General features: G+C 62.6%; 9 protein-coding genes and 1 tRNA gene. 5 read left to right on the forward strand and 5 right to left on the reverse strand.

Features of this window, described 5'->3' with window-relative positions; all coding sequences use genetic code 11:
* The first annotated feature begins 356 nt into the window (after nt 1-356).
* Both ACH107_RS10015 and ACH107_RS10020 read left to right on the forward strand, forming a co-directional pair.
* On the forward strand, nt 357-2,021 hold the full coding sequence (locus tag ACH107_RS10015) for a peptidase domain-containing ABC transporter (protein WP_412505732.1): 1,665 nt from the start codon (nt 357-359) through the stop codon (nt 2,019-2,021).
* A complete protein-coding gene (locus ACH107_RS10020; RefSeq protein WP_412505733.1) occupies nt 2,018-3,343 on the forward strand; it encodes an HlyD family type I secretion periplasmic adaptor subunit in 1,326 nt (441 codons plus the stop codon). The genes ACH107_RS10015 and ACH107_RS10020 overlap by 4 nt, the downstream gene beginning before the upstream one ends.
* 202 nt (nt 3,344-3,545) lie before the next feature.
* Here ACH107_RS10020 and ACH107_RS10025 read toward each other — a convergent pair whose 3' ends face one another.
* The 3 genes from ACH107_RS10025 to ACH107_RS10035 all read right to left on the reverse strand — a co-directional run bounded on the left by ACH107_RS10025 (nt 3,546) and on the right by ACH107_RS10035 (nt 5,117).
* Nucleotides 3,546-4,316 carry a hypothetical protein gene (locus tag ACH107_RS10025; protein WP_412505734.1) on the reverse strand — a complete coding sequence of 257 codons (771 nt, stop codon included), beginning with the start codon at nt 4,314-4,316 and terminating at the stop codon, nt 3,546-3,548.
* A gap of 259 nt (nt 4,317-4,575) precedes the next feature.
* A tRNA-Arg gene (locus ACH107_RS10030) sits at nt 4,576-4,652 on the reverse strand.
* A 153-nt stretch (nt 4,653-4,805) separates the two neighbouring features.
* A complete protein-coding gene (locus ACH107_RS10035) occupies nt 4,806-5,117 on the reverse strand; it encodes an ETC complex I subunit (RefSeq protein ID WP_310691774.1) in 312 nt (103 codons plus the stop codon).
* 119 nt (nt 5,118-5,236) lie between these two features.
* Between ACH107_RS10035 and uvrB the strand changes: the two genes are divergently transcribed.
* The 3 genes from uvrB (at nt 5,237) to ACH107_RS10050 (ending at nt 10,501) form a co-directional block, all read left to right on the forward strand.
* The gene (gene uvrB / locus ACH107_RS10040) at nt 5,237-7,444 is read left to right on the forward strand and encodes an excinuclease ABC subunit UvrB (protein WP_412505735.1); all 2,208 of its coding nucleotides are present in this window, start codon (nt 5,237-5,239) and stop codon (nt 7,442-7,444) included.
* A gap of 190 nt (nt 7,445-7,634) precedes the next feature.
* Nucleotides 7,635-10,034 carry a phenylalanine--tRNA ligase subunit beta gene (gene pheT / locus ACH107_RS10045; RefSeq protein WP_412505736.1) on the forward strand — a complete coding sequence of 800 codons (2,400 nt, stop codon included), beginning with the start codon at nt 7,635-7,637 and terminating at the stop codon, nt 10,032-10,034.
* A 20-nt stretch (nt 10,035-10,054) separates the two neighbouring features.
* Complete coding sequence (locus tag ACH107_RS10050; RefSeq protein ID WP_310691777.1) at nt 10,055-10,501, forward strand: YtoQ family protein; 447 nt, start codon at nt 10,055-10,057, stop codon at nt 10,499-10,501.
* A 39-nt stretch (nt 10,502-10,540) separates the two neighbouring features.
* On the opposite strand, the gene yghU is transcribed toward ACH107_RS10050, so the two are convergent.
* Both yghU and ald read right to left on the reverse strand, forming a co-directional pair.
* Entirely contained in the window at nt 10,541-11,404 is an 864-nt protein-coding gene (gene yghU, locus ACH107_RS10055) for a glutathione-dependent disulfide-bond oxidoreductase (protein ID WP_412505737.1), read from the reverse strand.
* A gap of 62 nt (nt 11,405-11,466) precedes the next feature.
* Nucleotides 11,467-12,585 carry an alanine dehydrogenase gene (gene ald, locus ACH107_RS10060; protein ID WP_412505738.1) on the reverse strand — a complete coding sequence of 373 codons (1,119 nt, stop codon included), beginning with the start codon at nt 12,583-12,585 and terminating at the stop codon, nt 11,467-11,469.
* Between the last annotated feature and the right edge of the window lie 91 nt (nt 12,586-12,676).

A 12,676-nucleotide genomic window follows, 5' to 3' on the forward strand; every position in this document is an offset into this window, starting at 1 on the left:
TGTTCCAAGACCGCCTCAACCGCCGTATCCTTTCGTCTGTCCATTCGCTCTTCTCCATGGTTGGTTTACAACTCCATGGAATACCAGAATGGGCAGCCCTTGCTGGGGTGCGCCCCAGCAGGGGCTCATGGCCCCCAACTCGAGCGAATTTCCAGACCTTAGGGTACAGTACCGGCTGGCCGGTCCCTTCGCCTGACTGATGAGCTTGACGATGTCACCAAAGACAGCCTGCGCGAACGGTTTTCGAGGGGTTTTCCCGGTTCGGACGACTTCCTCGTGATCGCCGTTTCTTCGAAGGCTGACGTACTCCCAGGTGCCTGCGTCATTCGCAGTCCGGCCCAAGCCGCCGATTGCCCATGACGGACCGACCGAACGAGAATTCCGGTGAAATCCCGCTTTCGTGGTTCGGAAAGACGCTGTGGAAGTTTACTCCACTTTACATCGAACTGATCTTCCTTGCCATCTGTTTGCGCCTGATCGGGCTGGTGGAGCCCTTTATCTTTCAGGTGATCATCGATCGCATTCTGCCCTTTCAGCGTGAGGCGTCGCTTCTCGTGGTCGTCGCGATCTTCGCTGCGGTAAGCCTGTTTCAACTTGGCTTCGAGGTACTTTCCGAACTCCTGGGGATGCTTACGGCAAACCGCGTGACGCGTGAATTCGGCGCGCGCATCTTCGAGCATTTGTTCAAGCTGCCCTTTAGCCATTTCAGAAAATGGTCTGTAGGCGAGACCATCGCGCGTATCAGCGAGACAGATACTATCCGGTCCTTTCTTGTGGGAAGCACGACCGGCGTCTTTCTGGACCTGGTCTTTGTCTTCATATACATCGGCGTCCTCTTTACTTTATCGACTGAATTAACGCTAATTATACTGGCGGCGCTCCCTATACAGATTCTTATTTACTTCGGCTTTGGACCATTCCTGAGGCGGCGTCTGCGAGTGCAATTTGATGCTGGCGCCGCCCATCAAACCCAGATGGTTGAAAATATCTCCGGCATCGCATCCGTGAAAGCGCTCAGTGCCGAGGGCAAGATGCTGGAGCGACTGGATCAAACCCTGAACGAAAACCTCAACGCAGGTTACCGTGTGGGACTTTTGAACATATGGAGTGACAAGCTCCTAATGATTGTCGACAAGGCGATCACTATCAGCATCATCTATTTTGGGGCTCAATTCGTTTTTGCAGGACAGATGACTTTGGGCGAATTGATCGCATTTCACCTACTTGCAGAAAAGGTGACTGGTCCAATCGAGAACTTTTCGAAGCTCTGGGAAAGCTGGCAGAACATTCGTGTCTCAAGACAACGTCTCGGTGACGTCGTCAACACACCGATGGAGCCCTTCGACGACTTGCCTAAATTGCCACGGACGACTGAGGCGCAACTCGATTTTATCGATGTCGATTTCTCCTACGAAGCTTCTGCGCCGATCCTCCGCAGCTTCAATTTCAGTGCACTGCCGAACACACTTACTCTGGTCGTTGGTCCGTCTGGCATTGGAAAATCGACATTTGGGCGCCTTGCGTCGGGGATAGACGTCCCGGAATCCGGAGAGGTCCAGATCGGGGGTGAGAATATCGCGAAGTTCGAGCCTCACGATGTCCGCAATCAGATCGCCTATGTCCCGCAGGAACCCTACCTTTTTTCGGGGACACTCCGTGATAACCTGACAATCGGAGATGTCGACGCGAGTGACGAATTGATTGCGCGAGCGTTGCGGGTTTCGGCCGCTGAGGCGCTTGTGGAGCAACTGCCGCTTGGTCTTGACACTCATGTTGGGGAGCGTGGCTCGGCGCTCTCCGGGGGGCAGCGGCAGCGTATCGCTATTGCACGCTCGCTTATCCGGTCGCCGAAGGTAATCATCCTCGACGAGCCGACAAGCGCTCTGGATGGGGCGTCGAAGCGCCGCATGGCCGCCGAACTTGAAGCTCTCAAACAAAAGACCACTCTCGTGGTCATAACCCATAACCCGGACGTTTTCCCTAATCCCGATCAGATCGTCGATTTAGAGGCACAGGGATGACGCCCCATTCGACAGCGATTAAGATCACCTCGCCAACTCTGCACGCAACGGTCATATTCACGATAACCGTTTTTATCGCCATTTTGGTCATGTCCTTCCTTTTCAAGGTCGAGGTGGTTGCGCGCGGCGAGGGGCGCGTCGTACCGATCGGGCGTGTCCAGGTCGTGCAGCCGGAATTTTCGGGGCGCATCCTGGCGATTCACGCGCGCAACGGGATGTCGGTAGACCCCGGCGATACACTGATAGAGCTGGACGCGACCGAAGCACGGGCAGAGCTTGGAACTATACGGGGTGAACAGGACCGGCTCCGGATTGAACGCGCGCGTCTTCAGGCAACGGTCGCAACGCTTGCCCTCGATCCGGATGAAAACGATCTGCTGAGAGAAGCGCGCAGATTTTACGACGTTCCCGATGACTTGCTGGACCACCCCTATGCCGACGAACAAGGAGAGCTGCTGGATGCCGAAATCGCGGATCATTCGGCCTCGATCGCGCAGATTGCGGCGCGTGAGGAGTCCAACATCCGCTCCGAAGCGGTTACGAAAGCGAATGTGGAGCGGGTGGATGCCGCATTGGAGATTCAGGCCGAAAGGCTGGGTACGTCGGAACAACTTTTGCAGAACGGCACGACCAGTCGTTCAGCCTATCTGGATGTTCAGCAGAATTTCATCGACTTGCAGCGTGAAAAAGACGTCTACCTACGGGAACTCGAGCAAAAAGAGGCTCAACGGATCGCCCTTGATGCGGAACGCAGGCGGTTGAACTCCGAATGGCGACGGTCGCTGCTCGATCGCAGGTCGCAAATTGATGCGCGACTGGCCACACTGGGTGAAGAACAGCGCGCGGCAGCGCGCAGAGTGGCGGCTGCGCGTTTGCAGGCCCCGGTCTCAGGTATTGTGGATCAGCTGGAGGTCTTTACCGTCGGAGGGGTTGCCGAAGCCGGCTCGGAGCTATTGCGTATCGTTCCGACAGACGCTGAGGTCGAGATCGAAGGGACCTTTTCGAACCAAGACATCGGTTTCATGGAGGTTGGGCAGAGCGCGAACATCCGCCTTGACGCCTACCCATCGGAACGCTTTGGGTTTGTCCCCGGTAATGTATCAGATATCGCCGCCGACTCCAGCGAAGTTGCAGCAGGCGAATGGGGCTATGTTTCACGCATCGAGCCAAACAGGAATTATCTTGAGGCTGGTGATGACAAGCTGATGTTGCGGCCTGGCATGACGGCAACGATTGACGTCACAACCGACAAGCGGCGGATCATCAGTTACTTCTTCGCCCCCATCGTGCGCACCATCCAAGACGCGATGGGGGAGAGGTGAAACGGCTGAGAGCTGGTTTCTCTGCTCGGGGTCGGCATCAACGGGATACGTTGCAGGTTTTTGTAGCGCACCGGTTCTGGTAAATATGGACACCCCCCATATCGTGGGTTCTCGCCATGTCATGAATTACGTCTATCACGACCGGGCATGACATTGCGGGATGCTTTAGAAGCTGAGCGCACTTTTGTCCGACCTGCCGCCGTCATCCGAAATCCCCCATATCCAGCCGCTCGCCCGTTCTGAGCAGGTCGTACACCGTGGCCGTCAGGATATCGATGGCTTGCGAGTCTTCCTTCAGGACCAGCTTGGCGAGGTCGCGGTTGGACGTCATCGCCCGCACGACGGCCTTCTGAACGGCGCCGGGAAGGTTGCCCTTCAAGGCTTGCTCCTTGGGGTTTTCGTTGACCTGGGCCATGACGACCTCGCTTTCACGGGTGATCGACGCGATCTGGTTGACGAAGCTGATCTTGTCGCTGAGCGGCGCCGCGTCCCCAAACAGGCTATTCAGCCGCTCAATGATCTCCTGCAGATAGGCCGGGGTCGTGCCCGGACGGCTGGACCCGCCGGCCCCGACCGGCTTGAGCGTGATATTGGGGGCCTCGCCGCCGTCTTCGTCGTCGCTGGACCCGTCGCCGCCGCCAACAGGCTCACGCGCCTTGATGTCGTAGCCGGTCAGGGTGATCCCGCGCAGGTCGACGTTTTCCGCCGGGACGCCGTTGAGGCGGTTTGCCAGCAGCTTCGAGAAGGCCGCGAGGTGCTCCATCTCCGGATCCCCGAGATCGATGAGCCGCGCCGCAGCCCCAATCTCTGCCTCGAGTGTCGACTGTGGGCCGTTCGTGTCTTCGAGCGCGCCACGGGTGCAGTTTATCTGGCCGGATCCCTCGGTCGGTCTGCGGGTCGTGCATATCTCGGCCTTCGCGGCTATTAAACCGAAGCGATGATGACGCCCCGACCAGAGGAACTTCTTCCTCATCGGCCGGCTCGCTGTATGTCAGGAGTCCATGAGGACAGAACGGTTTGGCTTGAGAGGCTCGCGGCAACGTTCAGACCTTCGGCTTCCAGAAAACGCCCGCCGTTTTTCCGTTTAGACGAAACACATCTGAAATACTCAATATTATCAGCATCTTGCCAAAATTCTGCGGGGACATGCAGATTTACGCTTGACACGGTGCGCAGCAAAAAACGCCGTTTTGCGCACCCATATGCCCCATCGACAACACAATTAAAAAAATTGGCGATCCCGGGAGGACTCGAACCCCCAACCTGCTGATTAGAAGTCAGCTGCTCTATCCAGTTGAGCTACGGGACCGCTGAGCCTGTGATGCCGGGTTTTCCGGCCTGGCTCAAGTCCAACATCGCGCGGGCCGAAACACCGCCGCTTATGCGCCTCGGTGGGCGGACGCTTCGGCCCCGCGCCGCGGCGGCCTCGATCAGTGGCCCCAAATTGCGGCGGGACAAGCGCTCAGTGCGTCCAGGTGCCGCGGCGATCGGTGGCGAAGTTCTCGCCGTAGCCTTTGGGGCGAATATTGACGGCGCGCTTCTTGGGGTCGCGCACGATGGCCTCGATGCCATGCGCCTCGGCATAGGCCAGGGCCTCGTCCTTGGTGTCGAAGGTCAGGCGGACCTGGCTCTGGGTGTCGCTGCTGCTGGTCCAGCCCATCAGCGGGTCGACCTCGCGGCGGGACGCCGGGGCATATTCCAGCACCCAGTGCTGGCTGCGGGCATTGCCCGATTGCGTGACGGTGCGGGCGGGCTGATAGATACGTGCGCGCATGGCGGACCCTCCTTCGGATATCTGCGTATATCGGGCATCCTGCGGCCCGAGGCAAGCCCCGGCCGCCCCTTGCGCCCGGCCCCGAGCGTGCCACATTACTGGCGAAGGAGTGCCGCCCCATGCCCCATGCCCTGACCGCCAGGTCTGACCCCGACACGTACCTCGCCAACCCGGCCGAGGATGTGCGCAGCCGCGAAAAGCTCGAGGGCGGGCGGACCTTCGTCATGCAGACCGAGTTCAGCGCCGCCGGCGATCAGCCCACGGCCATCGCGGAACTGTCGCAGGGCGTGACGGACGGCGAGCGCGACCAGGTCCTGCTGGGGGCCACGGGCACCGGCAAGACCTTCACCATGGGCCGGGTGATCGAGGAAACCCAGCGCCCGGCCATCATCCTGGCCCCGAACAAGACGCTGGCCGCGCAGCTTTACGGCGAGTTCCGCAACTTCTTTCCCGACAACGCGGTGGAATACTTCGTCAGCTACTATGACTACTATCAGCCCGAGGCCTATGTGCCGCGGTCGGATACCTATATCGAGAAGGAATCCCAGATCAACGAACAGATCGACCGGATGCGCCACTCGGCCACCCGGGCGCTGCTGGAACGCGACGACGTCATCATCGTCGCCTCGGTGTCCTGCATCTACGGCATCGGCTCGGTCGAAACCTACGGCGCCATGACGCAGGACCTCAAGGTCGGCGGCGAATACGATCAGCGCCAGGTCATGGCCGACCTGATCGCCCAGCAATACAAGCGCAACGATCAGGCTTTTCAGCGCGGCACCTTCCGGGTACGCGGCGACAGCCTCGAGATCTTTCCCGCCCACCTGGAGGACCGCGCCTGGCGGCTGTCCTTCTTCGGCGAGGAGCTGGAGGCGATCACCGAATTCGACCCGCTGACCGGCGAGAAGACCGGCAGTTTCGACAAGATCCGGGTCTATGCCAATTCGCACTACGTCACGCCCAAGCCGACGATCCAGCAGGCCATCATCAACATCAAGAAAGAGCTGCGCCAGCGGCTCGATCAGCTTGTGGGCGAGGGCAAGCTGCTCGAGGCGCAGCGGTTGGAACAGCGCACCAACTTCGACCTCGAGATGCTCGAGGCCACGGGCGTCTGCAACGGGATCGAGAATTACTCGCGCTACCTGACGGGCCGTGCGCCTGGCGAGCCGCCCCCGACCCTGTTCGAGTTCATCCCCGACAACGCCATCGTCTTTGCCGATGAAAGCCACGTGTCGGTTCCCCAGATCGGCGGCATGTTCAAAGGCGACTACCGGCGCAAGTTCACCCTGGCCGAGCACGGCTTCCGCCTGCCGTCCTGCATGGACAACCGCCCCCTCAAGTTCGAGGAATGGGACGCCATGCGCCCGCAGTCGGTCTTCGTGTCGGCCACCCCCGCCAAATGGGAGCTGGAACAGACCGGCGGCGTCTTCACCGAACAGGTGATCCGGCCCACCGGCCTGCTGGACCCCGAGGTCGAGATTCGCCCCGTTGAGACCCAGGTCGACGACCTGCTCGACGAGATCCGACGCGTCGCCGCCGATGGCTATCGTGTGCTCGCGACGGTGCTGACCAAACGCATGGCCGAGGACCTGACGGAATATCTGCACGAACAGGGGATCAAGGTCCGCTACATGCACTCGGACATCGACACGATCGAGCGGATCGAGATTCTGCGCGACCTGCGGCTTGGGGCCTTTGACGTGCTGGTGGGCATCAACTTGCTGCGCGAAGGGCTGGACATCCCCGAATGCGGGCTCGTGGCGATCCTGGACGCCGACAAGGAGGGCTTCCTGCGCTCGGAAACCTCGCTGGTCCAGACCATCGGCCGCGCGGCGCGCAACGCCGAAGGCCGGGTCATCATGTATGCCGACCGCGTCACAGGATCGATGGACCGGGCCATGGGCGAGACCAACCGCCGCCGGGAAAAGCAGATCGCCTACAACACCGAACACGGCATCACGCCCGAGACGATCCGAAAGAACGTCGAGGACATCATGCAGGGCCTCTACAAGGGCGACGTGGACATGAACCGCGTGACGGCCAAGGTGGACGCGCCCCTGCACGGCGCCAACCTGGAGGCCCACCTGGACGGGCTGCGTGAGCAGATGCGGAAGGCCGCGGAGAACCTGGACTTCGAGGAAGCCGCCCGCCTGCGCGACGAGGTCAAGCGCCTGGAAACCGTGGACCTGATGGTCTCGGACGACCCGCTGGCCCGGCAACAGGCCGTCGACAAGGCCGTGGACAACGCCGCCAAGGCCGAGGGCCGGTCAACCGCCGGGCGCCCGGGCCAACGCGGTGGGACTGCGGGGCGGAAGGGAAAGAAGTGAGTACTGCCCTGTAATCCAAAACGCCAGTGGCGTAGGGCTTTGCCCCATTGACAGCGCGGTGCTGTGTCGCCCTGGCACAATGGTCATGGCTCATACCCACCGCGCCCGGCTCGGCCCCACTGGGCGCTTTTCCCCGGCGGGGGGATGCGCTACACCGCGCCACAAGTGCCACCATGCCCCTGGGGACCCCATGAAATTCACGCTGTCCTGGTTGAAGGAACATCTCGAAACGACCGCCTCCACCGAGGAGATCTGTGCGGCACTGACCGATCTTGGCCTCGAGGTCGAGGGGGTCGAGAACCCCGCTGAGCGGCTCGGGGCCTTTACCCTGGCCCGGGTGAAATCGGCCGAGCAGCACCCAGATGCTGATCGCCTGCGTGTTTGTAATGTCGAGACCGACGAGGGCGAGCGGCAGATCGTCTGCGGCGCCCCCAACGCCCGTGCAGGCATCACCGTCGTGCTGGCCAAGCCGGGCGACTACGTGCCCGGGATCGACACGACCCTGTCGGTGGGCAAGATTCGCGGCGTGGAAAGCCATGGCATGATGGCCTCGGAACGCGAACTGGAACTGAGCGATGAACACGATGGGATCATCGAGCTTCCGTCCGGCGAAGTGGGCCAGAAATTCACCGACTGGCTGGCCGCCAATGACCCCGGCAAGGTCGACCCGGTGATCGAGATCGCCATCACCCCCAACCGCCCTGATGCGCTGGGCGTGCACGGGATTGCCCGCGACCTGGCCGCGCGCGGGCTGGGCAACCTCAAGCCGCTGTCTGTGGAACCGGTGCCCGCCGCCTTCGCATGCCCGGTGTCGGTGACCATCGACGCCGACACGACAGAGCAGGCGCCGGTCTTCTTTGGCCGCCTGATCCGGGGGGTGAAGAACGGCCCCAGTCCCGACTGGTTGCAACAGCGGCTGACGGCCATAGGGCTGCGGCCGATTTCCTTCCTCGTGGATGTGACAAACTGGTTCACCTACGACCTGAACCGCCCGCTGCACGTCTTTGACGCCGACAAGATCACTGGCGACACTCTGCGGCTGTCCCGCGCCAAGGGGGACGAGACCCTGACCGGGCTGGACGAGAAGGCCTATACCTTCCCCGAAGGCGCGACCGTCATTTCCGATGCCGAGGGCCCCGAGAGCATCGCCGGGGTCATGGGGGGGCTGCGCACCGGCTGCACGGATGAGACCGTGAATGTTTTCGTCGAAGCCGCCTATTTCGACCCGATCCGAACGGCCCACACGGGCCGTGCGATGAAGATCAACTCAGACGCGCGCTATCGCTTTGAACGCGGGATCGACCCTGTGTTCACGCCCAAGGGGCTGGAGCATGCCGTGCGGATGATCCTGGATCACGCGGGGGGCGAGGCTTCCGAAGTTGTGAAGGCGGGCGAGATTCCCGATGTGTCGCGGGCCTACACGCTGAACACCGCGCGATGTTCGTCGCTTGTGGGGATGGACATTCCCGCCGAGACCCAGCGCGACACGCTCACGGCGCTGGGCTTCAGGCTGCAGGGCGACATGGCCCATGTACCCAGCTGGCGGCCCGATGTGCAGGGCGAGGCCGACCTGGTGGAGGAGGTCGCCCGCATCGCCTCGCTGACCAAGCTTCAAGGCAGGCCCATGCCAAGGGCGCGCGCCGGGGTGCCCGCGCCGGTGCTGACCCCCATGCAGAAACGCGAGCAGATGGCCCGGCGCACCACGGCGGCGCTGGGCTACAACGAATGCGTGAGCTATAGCTTCATCGACAAGGCGGCGGCGACGCTCTTTGGGGGTGGCGACGACGCGACCATGCTGGAAAACCCGATCTCGTCGGAAATGTCGCACATGCGTCCCGCGCTGCTGCCTGGCCTGTTGCAGGCCGCCGCGCGGAACCAGGCGCGCGGGATGCCCGACATGGCGCTTTTCGAGGTGGGCGATGCCTTTCACGGCGGCGAACCCGGGGAACAGCGGATGCTGGTCACCGGTCTGCTGGTCGGTCGGACCACGCCCAAGGACGTGCACGGCGCCTCGCGCCCGGTGGATATCTATGACGCCAAGGCCGATGCCGAGGCGGTGCTTGCGGCCATGGGGGCGCCGGCCAAGGTCCAGATCCTGCGCGAGGCCGAGGCCTGGTGGCACCCGGGCCGGCACGGCATGATCTGCCTCGGCCCGAAAAAGGTGCTTGGCGTCTTCGGTGAACTGCACCCGAAGGTGCTGCGCGCGCTGGACGTGAAAGGCCCTGCCGTGGGCTTCACGCTGTGGCCCGATGAAATTCCCCTGCCGCGCAAGGCGCAAGCCAGCCGCGGCGCGCTGCATGTACCGGACCTGCAGGCGGTGGAACGAGATTTCGCCTTTGTCGTCGATGCGACCGTCGAGGCGCTGACGCTGGTCAATGCCGCCGCGGGGGCCGACAAGGCACTGATCGAAAGCGTGCGGGTCTTTGACGAATTCATCGGCGGATCGCTGGGCGAGGGCAAGAAATCCCTTGCCATAACGGTGCGGATGCAACCCAGCGACAAGACCCTGACCGAGACGGACATCGAAGCGGTCAGCGCCCGCATCGTCGAAAAGGTACAAAAGGCCACGGGCGGCGAACTGCGCGGCTGATCATTTTGAAGGAGAATATCATGCTCAGGGTTTACCTGTCCGGCGAAATCCACACCGACTGGCGCGACCAGATCATCGAGGGGGCCGAGGGGCTGGACGTCAGCTTCGACAGTCCGGTGACGGACCACGGCGCCTCGGATGATTGCGGTGTCGCGATCCTAGGTGCCGAGGAAAACAAGTACTGGCACGACCACAAGGGCGCTATGGTAAACGCGATCCGTACTCGTAAGGGCATTGCCGATGCGGATGTGGTGGTTGTGCGTTTCGGCGAGAAATACAAGCAGTGGAACGCCGCATTTGATGCAGGGCAGGCGGCTGCCCTCGGCAAGTCGCTGATCGTTCTACAACAGCCCGAGCATGACCATGCGCTCAAGGAAGTCGATGCCGCCGCGCTGGCCGTGGCGCGCGATCCGGGGCAGGTGGTGCAGATCCTGCGCTATGTCCTGACCGGGCAACTGCCCGGGTGATCGGGCGGCGGGCGCGGACAGGCCGCGCCCGCGCGCGCTTCAGCCGCCGATCTTGTCCTGCGTCTTCGTCTCGAAATCGCTGGCGTCGTGGCGCTCGTGCAGCTGCATCTCGGGGTCGCCGAAGGGCCGGTTGACCATGCGGCCCCGTTGCACGGCCGGCCGGGCATCGATCGCCTTGGCCCAGCGCATGACGTTCGAGTAGCTGGTCACGTCCAGGAACTCGGCCGCGTCATAGAGCCGCCCGAGGACCAACTGCCCGTACCAGGGCCAGATCGCCATGTCGGCGATGGTGTAATCCTCTCCGGCAATGAAGGTCTTGCTGGCCAGCTCGCGGTCCAGAACGTCAAGCTGGCGCTTGGTCTCCATGGCGAAGCGGTTGATGGGGTATTCCATCTTTTCCGGGGCGTAGGCATAGAAATGGCCAAAGCCGCCGCCGACATAGGGCGCGCTGCCCATCTGCCACATCAGCCAGTTCATCACCTCGACCCGCGCCGGGCCGCTGGCGGGCAGGAAGGCGCCGAAGGTCTCGGCCAGGTGGATCAGGATCGAACCACTCTCGAAGACGCGCAGCGGTTCTGGTCCGGTGCGGTCCACCAGCGCGGGGATCTTGGAATTCGGATTGATGTCGACGAAGCCCGATCCGAACTGGTCGCCTTCGCCGATATCGATCAGCCAGGCGTCATACTCGGCCCCCGCGTGGCCGGTGGCCAGCAGTTCCTCGAACATGACCGTGACCTTGACGCCGTTCGGCGTGGCCAGCGAATAGAGCTGGTAGGGATGCACACCGACCGGCAGATCCTTGTCATGGGTCGGGCCGGCGATGGGGCGGTTCGTGCTGGCGAAGCGGCCGCCGTTCTCGCTGTCCCAGGTCCAGACCCGAGGCGGGGTGTAGGTGTCGGTCATCGAGGACTCCTGTCATATCAGTGTTGCCGCGAACGTAACCACACGGCATGCCAATGCAAGGTTCACCCGCGCACAACTTTCTGTGGGGAAATGACATCGATCCCCAGCGCCTTGCCCACGGCGTAGTAGGTCAACTGCCCGGCATGGATGTTCAGCCCGGCCAGAAGGTGCTCGTCCTCGGCGCAGGCCTGCCGCCAGCCCTTGTCGGCCAGCGCCAGCATGAAGGGCATTGTGGCGTTGCCCAGTGCAATGGTCGAGGTGCGCGCCACGGCCCCGGGCATGTTGGCGACGCAGTAATGCATGATGCCGTCGACCTCGTAGATCGGGTCGGCATGGGTGGTCGCCCGCGAGGTCTCGAAACAGCCGCCCTGGTCGATGGCCACGTCAACCAGCGCCGCGCCGGGTTTCATGGTGGACAACTGGTCGCGACTGATCAGCTTGGGCGCGGCGGCACCGGGGATCAGGACCGCGCCGATCACCATGTCGGCCTCGGCCACCAGATCGGCGGTATCGCCCTTCGAGGCGTAGGCGGTCTTGAACACGCCGCGCAGCGTGTCGTCGAGGTAGCGCAGGCGGGGCAGGGACATGTCCAGCACGGTCACATCCGCGCCCATGCCTGCGGCCACGCGCGCCGCCTGGGTGCCGACCACGCCGCCACCGATCACCACGATACGCGCCGGGGCGACACCGGGCACACCTCCCAGAAGCACGCCGCGCCCGCCATTGGCCTTTTGCAGGGTCCAACTACCCACCTGGGGGGCCAGCTTGCCGGCGACCTCGGACATGGGCGCCAGAAGCGGCAGGCCGCCGGCGCGATCCGTCACGGTTTCATAGGCGATGGCGGTGCAGCCGCTGTCGAGAAGGTCGCGGGTCTGTTCCGGGTCGGGGGCCAGGTGCAGATAGGTGAACAACAACTGCCCCTTGCGCAGCATCGCCCGTTCGTTGGCCTGGGGTTCCTTGACCTTCACGATCATGTCGGCGGTCGCGAAGATTTCCGCGGCGGTATCGACCGTGCGCGCCCCGGCCGCGTGATAATCCGCGTCAGCGAACCCCGCGCCCAGCCCCGCCCCGGCCTGCACGGTGACCTCGTGGCCATGGGCCGTGGCTTCGCGTGCGGCGTTCGGGGTCAGGCCGACCCGGAATTCCTGCGGCTTGATCTCGGTGGGACATCCGATATGCATGATTTTCCTCCTCGTATCAGGGTGCAGGATCGCGCCGATAAAATGCAAATTCTTGGGGATTCCTTTGCCATTTTCGCTCTTTGGCGGTACG

The organism is Roseovarius halophilus (ex Wu et al. 2025), assembly GCF_047086965.1.

Excerpts from the sequence above, each read along its gene's own strand:
- ACH107_RS10025 (WP_412505734.1), bottom strand. The coding sequence starts at position 4,316 with ATGAGGAAGAAGTTCCTCTGGTCGGGGCGTCATCATCGCTTCGGTTTA.
- ACH107_RS10050 (WP_310691777.1), top strand. The coding sequence starts at position 10,055 with ATGCTCAGGGTTTACCTGTCCGGCGAAATCCACACCGACTGGCGCGAC.
- ACH107_RS10035 (WP_310691774.1), bottom strand. The coding sequence starts at position 5,117 with ATGCGCGCACGTATCTATCAGCCCGCCCGCACCGTCACGCAATCGGGC.
- ACH107_RS10020 (WP_412505733.1), top strand. The coding sequence starts at position 2,018 with ATGACGCCCCATTCGACAGCGATTAAGATCACCTCGCCAACTCTGCAC.
- yghU (WP_412505737.1), bottom strand. The coding sequence starts at position 11,404 with ATGACCGACACCTACACCCCGCCTCGGGTCTGGACCTGGGACAGCGAG.
- uvrB (WP_412505735.1), top strand. The coding sequence starts at position 5,237 with ATGCCCCATGCCCTGACCGCCAGGTCTGACCCCGACACGTACCTCGCC.
- ACH107_RS10015 (WP_412505732.1), top strand. The coding sequence starts at position 357 with ATGACGGACCGACCGAACGAGAATTCCGGTGAAATCCCGCTTTCGTGG.
- ald (WP_412505738.1), bottom strand. The coding sequence starts at position 12,585 with ATGCATATCGGATGTCCCACCGAGATCAAGCCGCAGGAATTCCGGGTC.
- pheT (WP_412505736.1), top strand. The coding sequence starts at position 7,635 with ATGAAATTCACGCTGTCCTGGTTGAAGGAACATCTCGAAACGACCGCC.